Source organism: Nostoc sp. (assembly GCF_036917465.1).
GTDB lineage: Bacteria > Cyanobacteriota > Cyanobacteriia > Cyanobacteriales > Nostocaceae > Nostoc.
Genome location: NZ_JBALDL010000063.1, coordinates 1 through 19,475 on the forward strand (window position 1 = coordinate 1; position 19,475 = coordinate 19,475).

9 protein-coding genes are annotated in these 19,475 nt (G+C 38.6%); 6 read left to right on the forward strand and 3 right to left on the reverse strand.

Going from position 1 to position 19,475, the window contains the following annotated elements; all coding sequences use genetic code 11:
- Nucleotides 1–572 precede the first annotated feature (572 nt).
- On the reverse strand, nt 573–4,169 hold the full coding sequence (gene mfd, locus V7K38_RS14000; protein WP_334858608.1) for a transcription-repair coupling factor: 3,597 nt from the start codon (nt 4,167–4,169) through the stop codon (nt 573–575).
- Between the two features lie 240 nt (nt 4,170–4,409).
- Here mfd and V7K38_RS14005 point away from each other — a divergent pair, with 240 nt between their 5' ends.
- On the forward strand, nt 4,410–5,735 hold the full coding sequence (locus V7K38_RS14005) for a hemolysin family protein (RefSeq protein WP_334858611.1): 1,326 nt from the start codon (nt 4,410–4,412) through the stop codon (nt 5,733–5,735).
- Nucleotides 5,736–5,823: 88 nt separating this feature from the next.
- On the opposite strand, the gene V7K38_RS14010 is transcribed toward V7K38_RS14005, so the two are convergent.
- The gene (locus V7K38_RS14010) at nt 5,824–7,005 is read right to left on the reverse strand and encodes an aldo/keto reductase (protein ID WP_334858612.1); all 1,182 of its coding nucleotides are present in this window, start codon (nt 7,003–7,005) and stop codon (nt 5,824–5,826) included.
- A gap of 309 nt (nt 7,006–7,314) precedes the next feature.
- Nucleotides 7,315–9,981: a non-ribosomal peptide synthetase gene (locus V7K38_RS14015; RefSeq protein ID WP_334858614.1), complete on the reverse strand. Its 2,667-nt coding sequence runs from the start codon at nt 9,979–9,981 to the stop codon at nt 7,315–7,317.
- A gap of 1,392 nt (nt 9,982–11,373) precedes the next feature.
- Here V7K38_RS14015 and V7K38_RS14020 point away from each other — a divergent pair.
- The 5 genes from V7K38_RS14020 (at nt 11,374) to V7K38_RS14040 (ending at nt 19,472) form a co-directional block, all read left to right on the forward strand.
- Entirely contained in the window at nt 11,374–12,801 is a 1,428-nt protein-coding gene (locus tag V7K38_RS14020) for a sugar transferase (protein ID WP_334858616.1), read from the forward strand.
- 85 nt (nt 12,802–12,886) lie between these two features.
- The gene (locus V7K38_RS14025) at nt 12,887–14,320 is read left to right on the forward strand and encodes an oligosaccharide flippase family protein (RefSeq protein ID WP_334858618.1); all 1,434 of its coding nucleotides are present in this window, start codon (nt 12,887–12,889) and stop codon (nt 14,318–14,320) included.
- 85 nt (nt 14,321–14,405) lie between these two features.
- On the forward strand, nt 14,406–15,506 hold the full coding sequence (locus tag V7K38_RS14030) for a glycosyltransferase family 4 protein (protein WP_334858619.1): 1,101 nt from the start codon (nt 14,406–14,408) through the stop codon (nt 15,504–15,506).
- Nucleotides 15,507–15,514: 8 nt separating this feature from the next.
- The gene (locus V7K38_RS14035; protein ID WP_334858621.1) at nt 15,515–16,756 is read left to right on the forward strand and encodes an O-antigen ligase family protein; all 1,242 of its coding nucleotides are present in this window, start codon (nt 15,515–15,517) and stop codon (nt 16,754–16,756) included.
- 448 nt (nt 16,757–17,204) lie between these two features.
- Entirely contained in the window at nt 17,205–19,472 is a 2,268-nt protein-coding gene (locus V7K38_RS14040) for a GumC family protein (protein ID WP_334858623.1), read from the forward strand.
- Nucleotides 19,473–19,475 lie beyond the last annotated feature (3 nt).

The following is a 19,475-nucleotide window of genomic DNA, read 5'->3' on the forward strand; positions in this document are numbered from 1 at the left end:
GCGATTGAGTTAGGCATCCTTTGGCTGGCATAGCAGTAAATACACGAGCTTATCTAATTTATATTTTATGCAGATTAGATGTGGAACAGCTTACCTGTATGGTGCTTGCTTCGTTTATTGCCGATACATAAGTTTTGTTTAAGCATTTCCAACAAATGTATAATTTTTTGTTGCAACCGTTGGATTATACATAAGTTTTGTTTAAGTATTTACAGCAAATGTATAATCTCTTGTTACAAACCTTGTATTATACATAAGTTTTGTTTAAGTATTTACAGCAAATGTATAATTTTTTGTTGCAACCGTTAGATCATACATAAGTTTTATTTAAGCATTTACAGCAAATGTATAATCTTTTGTTGCAAACTTTGGATCATTTTTAAGTTTTGTTTAAACATTTCCAACAAATGTATAAGCATTGATCGCAAACCTTACTTCATTTTTAAATCAATAGGCTTGGTGTTAAAGGTAATTCGAGACAGGAGAACATCGGTAAATAAGTCCGAAACCGGGGTTCTAGATTAAAATGTGTTTACCATAATTCTTTTAGCCTTTTAGTTTGATTCCAATCATCAAACACCAACCGCCTCTGGAATCGCACCCTGCATTCTCCCAAAAGCATCAATCAAATTCTGTAATTGTTGATCTGCTTTAAAAACTCCTAACCCGCGCACCGTCACTTTCCCAGGCGAATACACAAACCGCGTCTTGAGATTTTCTGGTAAATTCGCCGCCAACAAATTCCAAGCTGGTTCTTCCATTGGCGTTTCTAAAACGACGTGCTGCTTTTGTTCTGGTTTAATCCGGCTAAATCCGAGTTTTTTCGCTAGCTGTTTGAGTTCCATAACTCGCAGAAGTTGATTTGCTGACACTGGTAAAGTACCATAGCGATCGCTCCACTCGGCTGCAATTAGCTTTAATTCTGATTTAGATTTAGCTGTCGCCACCGCGCGGTATGCACTCATCTTTTGATCCAAATCGGTAATATAGTCTGCTGGAATAAATGCCGTGAGGTTGAGATCAATCTGCGTATCCTCCACTTTCGGAATTTCTTGTCCTCGAATTTCCCGAATTGCTTCTTCCAGCATTTCCATGTATAAATCGAAACCAATGGCATCCATTTGACCGGATTGTTCTGCACCTAGCAAGTTACCCACACCCCTGATTTCCATGTCGCGCATCGCAAGCTGATATCCAGAACCTAGCTGAGTAAATTCCTGAATCGCTCGTAATCGTTGCCGAGCCGCATCAGATAATGTCCGTTGCTTCGGATAAAATAACCAAGCATGAGCTTGGATACCTGCACGTCCTACACGACCGCGTAATTGATATAACTGTGCCAATCCAAAGCGGTGAGCATCTTCAATCAAAATGGTGTTGACTCGCGGAATATCTAAGCCAGATTCAATAATTGTCGTACAAACAAGGATGTCTGCATCACCATTACTGAAAGTGAGCATGGTTGATTCTAACTCGCTTTCATCCATTTGACCGTGAGCGATCGCAAATCTAGCTCCCGGTATCACTTCTCGTAAATTGGCTGTTGTCTCCTCAATTCCGTCTACTCGTGGAACTACATAAAAAACCTGCCCGCCTCTGTCTAATTCTTGACGAATTGCACTGCGGATACTTTCGGAATTTATCGGTGAAAGATGGGTTTTAATTGCTCGTCTAGTTGGAGGTGGGGTGGTAATCAAACTCATTTCTCGAATTCCCGACAAAGACATATACAAAGTCCGGGGAATGGGAGTGGCGGAGAGGGTAAGCACGTCCACTTGAGTTTTCAAGCTTTTAATTTTCTCTTTCTGGTTTACTCCAAACCGTTGTTCTTCATCCACCACCAACAGTCCTAAATCCCGGAACATCACACCTTTACCCAAAAGTTGCTGTGTACCAACAACTACATCTAGTTCACCCGTTGCCAATCGCTTTTGAATATCGCGGCGTTCTTCAGCCGAACGAAAACGGTTGAGCAAACCGACATTTACGGGGTAGGGTGCAAAACGTTCTTTGAGTGTATGGTAATGCTGCTGTGTTAAAATTGTCGTTGGCGCAAGGAGTGCCACTTGTTTACCGGCGGTGACTGCTTTGAAAATAGCACGAATCGCCACTTCCGTCTTTCCGAAACCGACATCGCCACAAACTAAGCGATCCATTGGGCGATCGCTTTCCATGTCGCGTTTCACATCTTGGACAGCTTTGAGTTGATCCGTTGTGGGTTGGTAGGGGAAAGAATCTTCCAATTCTTCCTGCCAAGGCATATCACCTGGAAAGCTAAAACCTTGTTGTTGCGATCGCGCTGCATACAGTTTCAACAAGTCCACCGCCAATTTTTTGATCGCTTTGCGGACTTTATTCTTGGTATTTTCCCAAGCTTTACCGGTCATCCGGTTGAGTTCTGGTGCTTTATCACCTCCGGCGCGGAACCGAGATAAAGCCCCTACTTGATCGGCTGCGACTCTGAGTAACCCATCAGCATACTGCACCGCTAAATAATCACGGGTTTCGTTATTAATTGTCAAACTTTCTAGCTTGACAAATTTGCCAACACCATGATTCCTATGAACTACATAATCACCTGGACGCAACTTATTGGCATCGACTTGCTTAGAAGTAGCTTTGTGGCGCTTGCGAATATAACCAGGAGTTGCCAAGGAATGCTGCCCAAAAAATTCCCGATCTGTAACGATTACTATTCGGTATGTCGGCAGGATAAAACCTTCTAATTCCGCAAGACCAGAATATTTTAGGGCAATGGGAATATGGTTAATTTGCAGCTTATCGATCGCTTGGTAGTCGCGGGGATTGGGGATAAACTGAGCCGGACAATCGTGTTCTTGCAACAGCGAGACGGAACGCGAAGGTTGAGCAGAAAGCAGCCAGATCGAGAAATTGCGCTCGCGTTCTTGGCGGATAGTTTCAGCGAGTTTAGCAAACTGGTGCGGCGTGACTGGCAGCGATCGGCTAGCAAGGTTGACCCCACTATTTTCTTCAGATAGTTCCGATAAATATAGTGTTTTAAACTTAGCAATATCAGCCAAACACTCATCAAAAGACCGATGAATTTTCGGTACTTGGTTAGACTCTTCCCCAGTCCTTAGTCCCCAGTCCCTAGTCCCCAGTCTCCATTGTTCCTCAGAATTTTCTACCCAGCGATCGCTATGAGCATGACACTGTTCTGGTTCATCAATGGCAATCAGGGTATTTTCTGATAAATAATTTAGCAGAGATGCCGGTTGCTCGAAAGCTAACCCCAAGAACCGCCGACTACCCTCCAACAGTGATGAATTCTGACTGCTAAGTTCTGAGTCAGAATTTAACTCATAACTCATAACTCCTAACTCATCACTTTTTTTCAGTGCCGCCATCACAATAGGAGCAAAACTAGTAGGGGTAAGAATTAACTGGCCAACTTTTTCGAGGGCGGAACGTTGTGTTGCAGGGTCAAATTCCCGCATTTGCTCAATTTCATCGCCAAACCATTCCAGCCGCACTGGAAATTCAGATGAAACTGGAAACACATCAACAATATCACCCCGCCGACTCCATTGCCCTTCTGTTTCCACCAAAGGAACTCTTTCGTACCCCAGAATAGTTATTTTCTCACTGAAGGCATTCAAGTCTAATTCCATCCCCCGCTTCAAGGTAAGACAGAATTCCTCAAAAGCCTCTGGTGGTGGTAAATGTGGTTGCAGCGCCCCTTGAGTAGCCACAATTGCTAAATTTGTCATTTGTCCTACCCTGCGGGAAGCCGCAGAAGCGTCTATGTCACTTGTCCTTTGTTCTTGGTTTGTTTCTAATGACAACTGACTAATGACTGATGACTCTTGATTTTTGAGTAAATCCGCCAATACCTGCATTTGTCCCCAACTCATTTCAGTTTCCGGGTCAAAAGGTTCGTAGGGAGAAGCCTCGGAAGTGGGGTAAAAATGTACTGTCTGCCATCCCATTGCCTCTAGTTGTGCATAAACACGTCCAGCTTCTTCCAGGGTGGCGCAAATCACAAACAAATCCTTACCTTGAGCCTGTGCCAATGCCGAAGCGACCAAACCCTTGGGCAATCGAGAAATGCCATTTAACCGCAATTCTTGTTGTCGGTTTAACTTAGAAATAAATTCAGTGGTCAGAGGCGATCGCGCTAAGGCACGCACAATAGAAGAAAATGACATAAGTACTACTAGCGGTGGGAGTCTTTGTGAGTCAGAAAATTTTGAGGCAGTTTATGTCAACTATTTTAAAAGTGTTGACAGCCTTCTTATTCTTTGGATGGAAGAATAATCTACAGCAACTAATAGACTTAAGAACTATAACTACTACTTTATGTACAGTCAAAGCATTTATAGAAGCACCTTTAATACTAGATACTAGGTATTGAGCTACACTCGCTCTGATAAGCGGCAATTTTAAACATGTCCTCCATCACTTTTGAAATTTTAATCATTTTGGTGTTAATTATTGCCAACGGCGTGTTTTCTATGTCTGAGATGGCCATTGTCTCAGCCCGGAAAGTCAGGCTGCAACAGCTTGCCAATCAAGGAGATGCCAAGGCAAGGGTGGCATTGAAACTCGCCGAGTCTCCAAATCATTTCCTGTCAACCGTTCAAGTGGGTATTTCCCTGATCGGTATCCTGACTGGTGCTTTTGGAGGAGCAACAATTGCCAGTCGGTTGGCAATTTATGTCAAGCTTGTCCCCTTGTTAGCACCTTATAGTGAACCGCTCTCCTTCGGAATAGTGGTTTTGCTGATTACCTATTTCTCACTCATTGTTGGCGAATTGGTACCGAAGCGTCTGGCATTAAATAATCCAGAAAGGATTGCCTCGATTGTAGCGATTCCGATGCAAGCCTTGGCTGCGATCGGTTCTCCGGTAGTCTTTCTTTTAAGCGCTTCTACAGATTTGATTCTACGAGTGCTGGGAATTACAGCTTCTACCGAGCCGCAAGTCACCGAAGAAGAAATAAAAATCTTAATTGAGCAAGGCACTGAGGCGGGAACCTTTGAGGAAGCCGAACAGGATATGGTGGAGCGAGTTTTTCGTTTAGGCGATCGCGCCGTCAGCTACTTAATGACACCCCGCCCAGATATCGTTTGGTTAGACTTAGAAGACACTGCCGAAGAAAATCGTCAAAAAATGGCTGATAGTGCCTATTCTCGCTATCCAGTTTGTCAGTCAGGACTTGACAACGTATTGGGTGTAATCCCTGTCACTGATTTATTAGCCAGGAGTTTCCGAGGAGAACCGCTAGACTTAACAGTGGGATTGCGACAGCCCGTCTTTGTGCCAGAAAGCACCCGTGGTTTGAAAGTTTTGGAATTGTTCAAGCAAACCATCACTCACATGGCGCTAGTGGTGGATGAATATGGCGTAATTCAAGGATTAGTCACTCTCAACGACATCATGAGCGAAATTGTCGGTGATGTTCCTTCAACAGATGGACAGGATCAACCCCAAGCGGTGCAACGCGAAGATGGTTCCTGGCTTTTGGATGGGATGTTACCTGTAGAGGAGTTTTTAGAACTTTTTGGTATGGAACAGTGGGAATCGGAAGAACGCGGCAGTTATCAAACCTTGGGCGGTTTTGTGATCACCCATCTAGGTAGTATTCCTGCCGCCGCAGATCATTTTGAATGGCAAAGTATGCGAATTGAAGTGATGGACATGGATGGAAATCGTGTAGATAAGGTGCTAGTCGTACCGAAGGCAACTAAATCAGCAGATAACGAAAAAATCTAACTAGCGATCGGCACAGACGCGATTAATCGCGTCTGTACAAGTTAGAAGTTATTTCTCGCCCAATTCCCAATTCCCAATTCCCAATTTATCAAGTCTTAGATAGACGCTTAACTGTCTCACCCGCCAACATCTGATGCGCTTGTTCCAGAACTTGCGGAATTTTATCAGCGTGGGGATTGCGGGCGAGACATTGGCGTAAGTTTAATTCGTCTAAGCGATCGGCTTTATTACCAGGAAACCAGTGATCGCCATTACCAAGGAGGTTGTAGCGCATTTTGGCATACTCTACCATATCGTAGGCGATCGCTAGATTCCGCAGCCACAAAATCACCCGAATGTTGATTTCACCAGGGGTTTGGTCAAAGGCTGGTAGATTTTTTTCCCAAGATTTTACCCAATCTTCTCCCAAAGTAGCGATCGCTTCTGACTCCAATCTGGCTAAAATTGGTGGCAAAATTTCTGATGCTTGATCTACTAACTCTAAAGTCTTCAGGTGTTCATCAAAATCTTCTGGTTTTGCTGCTCCCACACTCAGAGTATGCACCTCTTGATGACTCAAACAAAACAAATCATTAAACACCATTGGACTCAAGGGGGCGCAAAGATCCACTAATTTTTCTGGAGGTTCATATAACAAACCGCCTTTATTAGATGGACTAATGATAAAAACCCCCATATCGTGGCGTTTAGCCGCTTCAATTGCCGCCCAATTCCATTGATTAATGTAGTACCAGTGCAGGTTTACGTAATCAAATAGATTGGTATTAATTGTCTGCACAATTATATCTGTTGAACCGTGTGTAGAAAAGCCAATAAATCTAACTTTTCCCTCAGCTTGTAACTGCTGTGCCACTTCTAAACAGCCACCAGGACGGATGCTGTAATCTAATGAGTCGATATGGTTAATACCGTGTAATCCTAAAAGATCGACATAATCTAGCTGAAGATTTTTTAATGATTGTTCAAACGTATCGCGGAATTCTTTCGCATCTGCCTTTGGGCCAATTTTGGTTTGAACAATTAACTTCTCACGAGAAAATTGAGGCAATATCCTTCCCAATTGCATTTCGGAAGTACCATAACCACGAGCAGTTTCAATATGATTTATCCCAACCTCAACTGCCCTTCTAATCGTCGCTTCCAGATTCGCCTGACTATCAGCAGGAATCTCATCATTGGGAACATCTTGCCATTTGAACTGATATCTCATGCCACCGCAGGAAAATACTGGCATCTGTAATTCTGTGCGCCCAAATCGTCTATATAGCATCAGTAGATTTTGAATTGCTTACCAACTTAAAGTCTAATAACAAAAGTCATTCGAGCTTTATAATGCCACAAAAATTACCTCTGTTAAATTTGTAACACTAAATAAATGGGGAAGAATAAATCAAACTAAGCTTTTTTGCAACTTTCGCGTAAGTTTCGCGTAAGTATTTAATTAATTAAATTTGATCACAGATGATGGTTTTATACAAGCAAAGAAAAACTAAAATTGACTTTCAAAACCTCTTAACCCGTGGGAGAGAGGTAAAAAGCCATGCCACAAAATGAGAAGTTAAGACTTAATTATCTAATGTTAACTCAGGCGCTCATCTATAGAAAGCTCTAATTTTTTAGCTATTAACTGGATGCTAGGCTCTTGAAAAATACTAACGTGATCCCCAGGAATTTCATGTATCTCCAATTCTCCACCCACTAACTTAGTCCAACCTAATTTAGGCTCATCCTGAAAACGCCTATCACTAGCGATGAAAAGATTTATACGGCCCAAGTAAGGTTGCGGTATATACTGTGTTGCATATTCTTTTACAAGTTTTAAGTGTGCTGCTAGGCTAACTAAATATTGGAGTTTTTTAATTCTAATAAATTTATTTTTCAGAGCAATATTACCATATTTTTCTGACAACCGTTCTATGCCACATTTTAGAAGATAGGCAGGCCCAATTTTTAAAAGTTGATTCAAGTTGTATGATAGGCTCTTGGATACAGGCACTTTTTTAATTGTACTTGGTACATAAGAATCAAACAAAGCTAGTAAAGCTATATGCTGACCTTGTGATGACAATTGTTGAGCCATTTCAAATGCTATGACTCCTCCAAAAGAATGACCCCCCAAAAGATAAGGGCCTTCAGGTTGGAGAGTTCTTATTTCATTGATGTAGTGCGATGCTAGTTCCTCTATCCCATTGAATATAATTGGCATTCCCTGTCCATCCTCTGATATTAGGGCATAAACAGGTTGTTCTGAATCTAAATAAGGAACTAGAGACTGATATAAGCTAAAAGCTTGACATAAAAATAAAGGTGGTTTAGAACCATTAGCTTTAATTGGTACTAAAGACGATAAAGATGGTGAAAACTCTAATTGGCGAATAATTATGGCTAGTTGCTCAATAGTCGGATTTTGATAAAGAATAGCCAAGGGTATATCTTTTTTAAAGACTTTCTGGACTTGTGCCAATAGGTGTATGGATAGCAACGAGTTGCCTCCTAAATCAAAGAAGTTATCCTTGATGCCAATAGGCTTGATACCTAGCAGTTTTTCCCAAATCCTTGCCAGTTGAAGTTCCATCTCGTCGCTGGGAGGGACAAAAGTTTCTTCTGCTTGTTGTCTAGTTTGAGCCGGTTCTGGTAGAGAACGGCGATCTATTTTGCCGTTAGGAGTCATTGGTAAAGCTTTCAAGATGACAAAAGCTGAAGGCATCATGTAAACAGGTAGTTTCTGCTTTAAGAAACGACGCAGCTGCTCAACTTTAACTGTCTGTTCCAGGTTTAAAGTCAGATAAGCTACAAGACATTTGTCACCCTGAACTTCTTTTCTGCTGATAACAACAGCTTCTTTCACAAAGGGGTGTTGTCTAAGGACAACTTCAATTTCTCCCAATTCAATTCGGAAGCCACGTATTTTTACTTGGTCGTCAATACGACCAAGAAACTCGATATTACCATCGCTCAAATAACGTGCTAAGTCCCCAGTTTTGTAAAGTCGTGCCCCTCTTTCAGAGCTAAAAGGGTCGAAAATGAACTTCTCTCTGGTCAATTCTGGACGGTTAAGATAGCCTCGCGCTAGACCAATACCGCCAATGTACAGTTCACCTGATTCACCAACAGGCATAGACTGCAAATTTTCATCAAGGATGTGAATCTCTGCATTGGTAATCGGACGGCCAATGGGAGCAATGCCGTAATTAGTGCCGCGCTGACAAGTCCAGAAAGTAGTATCAATGGAAGCTTCTGTTGGGCCATAACAGTTATGTAGAACATTGTCCAAATTCAGTTGGGCAAAAAAACGTTCTATAAGTTCGCTAGGTAAAGCTTCACCACCGCAGGTAATGTGCCTAATGAATTGGCAATTCTCAATTCCCTTCTCTTCCAGTAAGACACGCAGGATAGAAGGTACTAAGGCCAGGACAGTGATTTGCTGCTCAATAATTAGCTTCACAAGATAGGCTGTATCCTGATGTCCACCAGGGCGAGCCATGAATAATTGCCCTCCAAAGCATAATGGCCAGAATATCTGCCACACTGAGGGGTCGAAGCTAAAGGAAATAGTTAGTAAAACTTTGTCTGCGTTAGTTAATCCAAAAGTTGTTTGCTTCCAGTAGAGTTGATTACAAATCCCACGGTGAGGGATCATTACACCCTTGGGCTGTCCTGTAGAGCCAGATGTATAAATTACGTAGATGAGGTTATCAGCCGTAGTCTCATTTACAGGATTTTTTTGACTGTTTTGAATATTTTCTTGCCAATCTAAGTCTAGACAAACCACTTGTGCGTGATGTGGTGGTAAGTTCTTGACCAATTTTTCTTGGGTTAACAATACTGGTGTCTGGGTGTCTTCCAAGATAAAAGCTAAACGTTCTAAGGGATATGCCGGATCTAAAGGCACATAAGCTCCTCCAGCTTTGAGGATTCCCAGCAGTCCTACAATCATCTCCAAGGAGCGCTCTAGGCAAATGCCCACAAGTACTTCAGGCCCAACGCCTAAAGTACGTAGGTGGTGCGCTAGTTGATTTGCCTGTTGGTTTAACTGCTGATAAGTAAGCTGTGTATTTTCACATACTACAGCTATTGCTTGGGGCGATCGCTCAACTTGTATCTCAAATATCTGATGGATGCATAGATCCTGATAATGAACTGCTTGGATGTCTTTCCATTCGTGTAGTTGAGTGCCTATGGTATAAGTTAAGGCATTTAACGGAGTATTTTGCTTATACTCTGAAGTTTTGCTATTGATCTCCATTTGCTATATATCAACTCCAATCGGAAACTAAGATTTTTTTATTTATGTATTAATCATTGTATAATTGCCTATGATCAATTCTATGCAAAACTAAATATTAACTGCTTCAATATCTCTAAAAGAGGGACTACAAGAACAACGCCTAGCGAGCTTTCACAGAAGGAGGCAGCTGCTATGAAGGCTTCGGACTTCCACCACTCACGATAATATATACATCTTCAAAAAGAATTTGGTATTTAAAGTTTTCAGTAATCAATTAGAATTATTTACGTCTACCATAGTAGCTACAGCATTCTTCGACAACATCTTATTTCACTAAAACTTTAAAATCGAAAACTATATCATATTTATTATTGAATTGTTGAATTATACCCAGAGACAAGCATTTCTTTCCGGTTTGACTCTAGTTAAAAAATATTTTTTCCTTTTCATAATATTGAGCTTAAAGACAGTATTCACCAAACTTTATCCTTTCCCATTAAATTTTGCTGAAGGAAAAAATAATTATTACTAAATCTTCATTGTGTTTCTTTTTATATAAAAATAGTGTAAAGCTATGATTTTTGCTTAATTAATTAGAATTGAGTAAGTATAGCGACATGCATATGCCAGAACATCTCAAAGAGAGGCTGAAAACTAAGTATTAAAAGTAATATTTTGAATCAGTACAAGAAGGAGGATCGTGTAGAGCATCTGCCTCAAGCTTATGTGACTCAGCAATCAAAACTCTGAGATTTCTTTTCATTGATCTGTGGACAATTCTCTACAAACATTCATGAAACGGATGAAGTTTAACCACCATATCCAGTATATGTAAAGTTTTGTAACAATAAACAAACTTTTAATGCATTTTGTTATATGTTATTTATGTAAGTTTTTTTAATCAGTAATTATGCGTAAGTAATAATAGATAAGTTGTAAGCACAAATGAGTTAGTAGAGCTAAAGATTCTAAAAGTAACATCAAAAAAGTGTGAGTTTAACATAGAAATAGAAGTACCACTCTGCAATATAACTGTTTTGCTATTACGATATATTACGTAAATAAACCTAAAAAATCCCAAATATTCTTACGTAGACTACTTAATCATTAATGTGAGAATTTATGTTCAAGCATTGGTGAAATCAACAAAAAATCTTTTTTTGGCATCAAACATCAGAATTTCCATACCAAACTGAAATTATACTCTATAATAAAAACTAAGTATTTGGGTAATTAAACGCATTAAAACCAACTACAAGAAAATTTTTTGATCGAGAACTGAAAGTTACTACGAAGAGAATGGTTACTAGTCGACTCTAAGGGCAACCTCCTTAGGAAGAAAAATCTGAGATTTGCCACTTGTTTGAAATTTGCATCAAACCTTTAACTACACAACAAGTATTGCCAACTATGAGTAATCAAAGTATTACAACAAATAAATTCACTGAAGTGCCTTTGGATTTACGTGCATCTTCATTAGTCAGGGTGCGTAAGGGTTCGTGGTGGTTGAGATTAACAACACTGTTTTTAGTAGACTATGCTCTTTTATCCTTAGCTTGGATCTTAGCTGGTTATCAATTCAATTGGTATATACCGAGTCATTACTTACCCATTATAATAACTATTGGAATTCAAATAGGATCGCTAGCTATAGAAGGGATTTATCGAGAAGGTCAAAAACGCTATGACTATTTTAATATTGTCAAATCGCTAACTTTTGCTCATGGATTAATACTCCTAGTTTGTTCTTTGTATAAACCAGTTATTGATATTACACGTCCGAAATTAATATTATTCTCTTGGTTACTAAGCATATTCTTCATTTGTAGTGGAAGATATGCTGTGAACCTGACTCTTGAATATCTGCGTAAACAGAAAAAAATAGTTCGTTCTTCTGTCTTTATTATTTGTGATCCTCAAGATAATGAACAAATTACTAGCTTTATCAAAAAGGAAAAACATTATTTTGTATCGGGAACTGCTCATGCTAGTTCATTAGATAGATATCAACGTCAAAAAACATTGAATCAGCTTAATGAATTAGGTGTAACAGAGGTTTTTATATCTTGGGATGCTCTAAAAAATAGAATGTTTTTATGCTGGTTATTTCAAGCATCGGGTATCCAAGTACATATTTTACCGATGGAATTAAAACCAATTTATAGAAATGTAGAATTTAGTAAAATAGGAGGAATGCCCTGCCTGAATTTGGATTGTCCTATCATTACAGGTAAAGATTTTTGGATAAAGCGTAGTTGTGATTTTCTTTTTGCAACTTTATTTGTAATGTTATCGTTCCCTATTTATGTAGCTATAGCTATAGCTATAAAACTGGATTCTCCTGGCACAGTATTTTACAGACAAACCCGCATAGGTTTACATGGTCAAGAGTTTAAAGTATGGAAATTCCGAACCATGAGGTCTGATGCAGAGAAATTGCAGAAAGAACTAGAAGCTTTAAATGAGACTAAAGATGGAATTATCTTTAAAATTAAAGACGATCCTCGAATTACCGGTATTGGAAAATTTCTCCGTCGTTACAGCTTAGACGAATTACCCCAACTTTTTAACGTCATCCTTGGAGAAATGAGCATAGTAGGGCCTCGTCCATTACCTACTAGAGATGTAGATAAGTTTTCTGAACATCATTTTATTCGGCATGAGGTTTTACCTGGTATTACAGGTCTTTGGCAAGTTTCAGGTCGCTCAAATATTTTAGATTTTGAGCAAGTGATAAATCTTGATCTTAACTACATTGAGAATTGGTCTCTTGGTTTAGACTTTGAAATTCTACTCAAAACAGTTATGGTGGTTTTGGAAAAAGACGGAGCTTACTAAGGTTACTGCTAGCAAATTAAGGAATTAGCCAAGAAAGCTATTGATCGAGACTACATAAAATTTAACTAACTACAATTTGCAAACAATGGGACAACGAAAACTATTAACAAATTCTCTCTCATTGTTAGTGAATCGTTTAGTACAAAGCATTACAAGTTTTGTGCTAGTTGCATCTATAGCTCGTACTTTAGGACCGTATGATCTAGGGCGATATCTACTAGCATTCAGCTACTACTATATCTTTATGGCCATTGCTTCACAGGGTCTAAAAACCTTGTTTACGCGAGAACTGTCTCGTAATCCACAAGAAATACCTGCTTACCTGGTGAGTGGCACTTTCTTGCAGATGCTTTTAAGCATTATTGCTTATGTGGCGCAGGTCGTTGTGGTGTTTTTACTACCCTATAGTTGGGACACTACAATTACCTGCTACATCATGGGATTAACAATCATTCCGTTTTCACTTTCCAACATCACAGAGGCAATTTTCCAGGCTCAAGAGAGGATGAATTTGATTTGTATCTCTACGGTGCCAGTCTATATTTTACGTTTATTGATAATGCTGTGGTTTTTGCATCTGAATTATGGAATAAATTATTTAGCAGTAATTTTAGCAATTTCCGAAACCGTAGTTTTTATAATTGAATGGATTCTAATTACAAGATCGGTTACGCCAAAATGGGAAATTAGGCAAGATTTTGTATGGCACTTATTTAAGTCTGCTTGGACATTTATGCTTATTGATGCAGTAGGTATACTTAGTGGCAGAATGGCTATTCTAATTATTTCACTATTAGGAAGTGAATTGATGGTTGGTCTTTATGGCGTGATTGGACAATTAACCCTACCTTTTTTCTTAGTTACAGATAGTATAAGTATGGCTGCTTTTCCTGGTATGACAAAAGCAGTAGGTTTAGGAAAGGAGAAATCACGTTCAATTACCGAAAACATTATAGAAATGCTTTTATGTATTGCATTACCTTTTATTGTTGTAATATTTTTTCTTGGAAATGATTTAATAGCATTTGTTTATAATAATCCTGATTTTAGTCAGGTAAATTTAGTACTTAAGGTAAGTTGTTTATCACTCATTCTATACCCATTTGCGCGTACATTTATTTATCTACTTTTAGCTAATGGGTTTGAGAAATTGAGTCTAATTGAGGTTATTGCTACCAATATTGTAGGATTATCTTCAGGAGTAATATTGATTTCACAGTATAAACTAATGGGTGCAGCCTTTATGCAATTAGCAATGGCGTTCACTAGTTTTACTTTATTTATATATGTTGTGTACAGTCAGTTATTTGCGTTACGTTTATCGCGGATAATACCTCGTCCTCTCCTAATTAGCGTTGGGATGATATTGGTATTTTTGATATTAGAGAAATTCCGACTAGACTTTATATGGATTTTACTGATTTCAACTTGCTCATATACTTTTTTTGCTGCTTGCTTGGCAATGAATAAATTAGGAGGTGCCCGTTCTATGTGGTTAAAGCTATTTAGTAGGAGTTAATAAGATGATATAAAAGCTGAAATATCTAAAGTTAAAAAAGCTAGCTACGTTAAAAAATAAATATTAATTTGATAAAAACTTGTTTATGATTAAAGTTGCTTTATTACATTTTGCCTTTGAAGATTACACCATAGAATTAGCAAATAGTCTAGTTAAATATGTTGACTTAACACTAATTCATCCCGAAAAAACATCAGATTTTTGTAGCAATGTTCTTGATTCCAAGATCCGTATCATTAACTTTCAAAAACCACGAATTCGTGACCCTCGTAACCTACTGTCTATGAGCAGTATGATGCGTATTATTAAAGACATACAGCCAGATATTTTGCATGTACAAGAAACTAACGATCCTTGGTACGATTGGACTTTGTTACTCAACAAGATGCCACCATTGGTGACAACTATCCATGATGTATTCCGTCACCCAGGAGATAACATGTCTGTAGTTGGTTCCGAATATACCAGACGTATTAGCTTCTACCGTTCCCAACAATTGATTGTTCATACTCATCAACTAAGAAAAATTTTGATTGAACAATTTCGTATACCTCAAGACCGAGTTAATGTTTTACCTCATGGAGAACTTGGTAGTTTGTATCAGCGTCGTGATAGTCAAAGTATTTCATCTCGTGAACCATATACCTTGTTATTTTTTGGACGCATATTGCCTTATAAAGGATTGAAATATTTGCTTGAGGCTATGCCCTTAATTGCTGAATCTATACCTGAAGTCAAGCTGATTATTGCTGGAAAGGGAGAAAACATAAAGCAGTATTTCCCTAATGGTTGTGATGAAAAACGCTATGAGATAATTAATGATTTTATCCCCCTTGAAAAAGTAGGTAATCTATTTCAACGCAGTACAATAACAGTTCTGCCATATATCGAAGCATCTCAAAGTGGTGTGGCAGCTTTATCTTATGGAATGGGAACGCTAGTTGTAGCTTCTGATGTCGGAGGATTGAGTGAAATAGTTCAGCATAAAAAAGACGGGTTGTTAGTTCCACCCTGTGATACTCGAGCCCTAGCTGATGCAATAATTTCTTTGTTAAGCGATCGCTACTTACAACAACAAATGCAAACTGCGGCACTTGCTCGTTGTCAGCAAGATTTAAATTGGTCAAATATTGCCGCTCAAACAGCCCAAATTTATCAAAGAGAAATTATGCAAAAGAGAAATTAAGTTAATTTATGAGAAAACTATTAATTTTTGCTGAACAAGGATTTACAGTTACAGCCTTATTGATGTATTCAGGGGCAATCTTTGTATTAATTTTGTCAGGAGGAGCAGGCCAAGATGACATAGTAGAATATGATACCTCCTTGATTCGGATTATTTTTTTCTTCTTCTACGCTATTACCTTTTTGTTACTAGTTTTACGTTGGAAGAAAACTCTTTATCTATTTGTATTTAGTAAGGATATTTTACTTTATTCTTTAATATTATTGGTAATTGTTTCTATTACTTGGTCTTTTGAACCATCAACAACATTTAAAAATAGTTTTACCCTCCTTAACTCAAGTTTATTTGGTGTTTATTTTGCTTCACGATATAGTTTAAAACAACAACTACATTTACTTGCTTGGACTTTTGGAATTATTATAGTATTGAGTTTGATTTTTGCTGTAGCCTTGCCTAAGTATGGTATACAAAACGACATCGGTAGCCCAAAATTGCGTGGAGTATTCCCACACAAAAACGGACTGGGAGCTAAAATGGTAGCTAGTAGTACCATTTTTTTTATCCTTGGTTATCAAGCTAAAAGACGTAGTTGGATTTACTGGGTTGGGTTTAGCTTATCAATATTACTTTTACTACTTTCTTTTTCTACTTCATCTCTAGTTAACCTATTAAGTATAATATTTGCATTTTTTGCTTTTCAAATTTGGCGTTGGTCATATAAAGTCATGATACCAACCCTAATATTGGTGGCAACTATCAGCCAAATTTTATATTTTTGGTTGTCTAATGATGCTGATATCCTGTTCACCTCGCTTGGTAAAGATTCGACACTGACTGGTCGAACAGAATTATGGCCATTAGTAATGGATATGATTTGGAAACATCCTTGGCTTGGTTATGGTTATGGTGGATTCTGGCAAGGATGGGATGGTGAATCTGCCTATATTTGGCGTGGATCTGGATGGATGCCCAACCACCCCCACAACGGTTATCTTGCTCTTTGTCTTGATTTAGGATTTTTAGGGCTAGCGTTGTTCTTTTTAGGGTTTTGTCGCAGTTATCTGAAAGGGTTCTCTTGGGTACGTAGTAGTAAAACAGCGTTAAATATTTGGCCCCTTCTACACATGACATATATAGCCTTAGCTAGTCTTACTGAATCTGCTTTGGTCGAATCTAATAGTTTGAATTGGATGCTTTATGTGGCAGCATGTCTATCAGTGAGGACGACAGATGGAATCAAAAGAAAATAATGAAATAAAATGTAGTGATAACATAGAACTTGCCAAAATCTTCTAAAGACATTCTTTTTGTGATTGAGATTTAAACCATTACTTAATCCAGTTTCACCAGTTTCGGACAAATTGATAAATTATCGAGGATACAACCAATCAAGATAAAATATCTCATCATATTTTCATGAAAGAGAGATAAAGCTAAATTGAAGCAAAAATCATCATGACCTGATATTGCATGTACTTTTAATAATGCTCACTCCTCAAGGCTCGTAAGTATTGGCTCTTAGATTATCGAAACTAAAGCCCTTAAATCATTTGAGGATTTTAGACTTAAATAGTCTATACTATATCTCGTATCGTAAAATAGTATTACTCTTAGTTAGTTAATATTTCGTGCTTTGTTGCTACTCTGAAGTAGATAAATATTGAGTTTCTCCCTTAAAACCTGTACTTTTGAAGATTTATGTCAGAAAAATCTATGGAATCTAGAGAATCTATTGATTTAGACCTTAATCGTTACTTATTGATATTGAAACGATGGTGGATGCCCGCTTTCAGCGTCTTTGTGGCTACAGTTCTGCTGAGTGCTATATCGACAAAATTTATGAAGCCATCCTATGAAGCAGAAGGAAAGCTATTATTCAGAGTTCCCTCTTTTAAAGTAGCAGGAACTAGTATTTCGCCCAGTTTCTCTGAAGGAGGAGATTCAGGAGACTTGAAACCTTTGGTAGCAACTCAAAATCCTATAAGCACTCAGATAGAAGTTATTACTTCCCCTGCTTTATTGCAGCGGACAATAGACAAACTAAAACTAAAAGACAAGGAAGGTAAACCTCTGGAAGTACTAGCGCTACAAAAAGCGCTTAACCTAAAAATTATTGGTGGGACAGATGTATTGCGAATTACCTATAGTAGCCGTGATCCCGAAGAAGCAGCAGCAGTGATCAATACAATTATGGGTTTTTATTTAGAAAATGATATTCTGTCAAATCGCTCTGAAGCAGGAGCAACCCGTCAATTTATGGCTAAGCAGCTTCCGAAAACTCAAGCTGCTGTTAACAATGCGGAAGTAGCGCTACGAATATTTAAACAAAAGCATCAGATTGCAGATTTATCAGAGGAAACAAAGTCAGCCGTTGCAACTATTGGAAATTTAGACAATGAGATGAATAATGTTAAGGCTCAGTTGGATGAGGTAAACGCCCAAACCAATGAACTGCGCCAAAGAGTAGAGCTAAATTCTCAGCAAGCGATCGCTGTGAGTGCCCTAAGTCAGTCGCCTGCTGTACAGGGAGTTATTACACAACTTCAAGAAACCGATCGCCAGTTAGCGGTTGAGCGCAGCCGTTTCTTAGATGACAACCCTATAATTATTAACCTAGAAGCAAAAAAAGCTAGTTTAAAATCTCTCCTGCAACAGCAAATTGGTCAGACTGTTGGCAATCAAACACAAACTATTGGTAATCAAACACAAGTTCCCCAAAGTCTATTGCAGATTGGAGCACTTAGACAAGGCTTGATACAAAGTTTTTTGCAGTCAGAAATACAGCGCTTTGGATTAACAAAAAAACTCTCATCTCTATATAATTCCCGTGCTAGCTACGAACAGCGAGTGAAACTTATACCCCAGTTGGCACAAAACCAGCGCGAGTTAGAACGAAAAGTTGATGTAGCAGAATCAACTTATCAAACTCTATTAAAAAAGGTTCAAGAATTACAATTAGTTGAAAATACCAATACAGCCAGTTCCCGAATTATTGCTCAGGCTTTAGTGCCTAAAGAGCCGATAGCAGCCAAAAAAATAATTGTTTTGTTGCTAGGAGTGATGTTCGGTTTGTTTTTTGCTACCACAACTTTGCTTATCTTAGCAATGCGAGATACATCTCTAAAAACACTTAAAGAAGTTAGAGATGTATTTGGATATACTTTGCTGGGAATTATTCCTTTATCTGTTAAAAAGGTTCGCTCCCGTTATTCAAATTCTGAAGCAACAACTCAAACAATTGCTGTTAGAGATACTCCCCACTCTTTAACGAGCGAAATGTACCGGATGATTCAAGCCAATCTGAAATTTTTGAGTTCAGATAAAGTGCTTAAAACTATCGTGGTAACTAGCGCAATTCCTAAAGAAGGCAAGTCTACAGTTTCAGCTAATTTAGCTACTGCGATCGCTCAACTAGGACGTCAAGTTTTACTAATTGATGCAGATATGCGAGTTCCTTCTCAGCATCATCTCTGGCAACTAAGCAATTCAGTTGGTTTGAGCGAGGTTCTCATAGACCAGGTTGAATTTGATATTGCTGTATCTAAGGTAATGGATAACCTTGATGTTTTGACTGCTGGAGTTAGACCTCCGAACCCACTTGCTTTACTTGATTCAAAACGGATGGCATCACTAATTGAAAATTTCTCATCTCAACATAACTATGATTTTGTAATTATTGATGCTCCTCCGCTCCTTTTGGCAGCCGATGCTTTGACTTTAAGTCAAATGACTGATGGAATTTTATTAGTAGCCCGACCTGGAGTGATTGATTCTAACAGTGCTGCTGCTGCTCAAGAAATGCTACACAGTTCGAGTCACAATGTCTTAGGTTTAGTTGTGAATGGTGTAATTGATAAAAATGAGTCTAGTAGTTATTTCGGCTATGCTAAAGAATACTTTACTCATCAAGATTTGCAACAAAAGGTAAAGCCACAAAAACGTATTCCTGACAAAAGCTCTGTATAAATT

Excerpts from the sequence above, each read along its gene's own strand:
- mfd (WP_334858608.1), bottom strand. The coding sequence starts at position 4,169 with ATGTCATTTTCTTCTATTGTGCGTGCCTTAGCGCGATCGCCTCTGACC.
- V7K38_RS14005 (WP_334858611.1), top strand. The coding sequence starts at position 4,410 with ATGTCCTCCATCACTTTTGAAATTTTAATCATTTTGGTGTTAATTATT.
- V7K38_RS14010 (WP_334858612.1), bottom strand. The coding sequence starts at position 7,005 with ATGCTATATAGACGATTTGGGCGCACAGAATTACAGATGCCAGTATTT.
- V7K38_RS14015 (WP_334858614.1), bottom strand. The coding sequence starts at position 9,981 with ATGGAGATCAATAGCAAAACTTCAGAGTATAAGCAAAATACTCCGTTA.
- V7K38_RS14020 (WP_334858616.1), top strand. The coding sequence starts at position 11,374 with ATGAGTAATCAAAGTATTACAACAAATAAATTCACTGAAGTGCCTTTG.
- V7K38_RS14025 (WP_334858618.1), top strand. The coding sequence starts at position 12,887 with ATGGGACAACGAAAACTATTAACAAATTCTCTCTCATTGTTAGTGAAT.
- V7K38_RS14030 (WP_334858619.1), top strand. The coding sequence starts at position 14,406 with ATGATTAAAGTTGCTTTATTACATTTTGCCTTTGAAGATTACACCATA.
- V7K38_RS14035 (WP_334858621.1), top strand. The coding sequence starts at position 15,515 with ATGAGAAAACTATTAATTTTTGCTGAACAAGGATTTACAGTTACAGCC.
- V7K38_RS14040 (WP_334858623.1), top strand. The coding sequence starts at position 17,205 with ATGTCAGAAAAATCTATGGAATCTAGAGAATCTATTGATTTAGACCTT.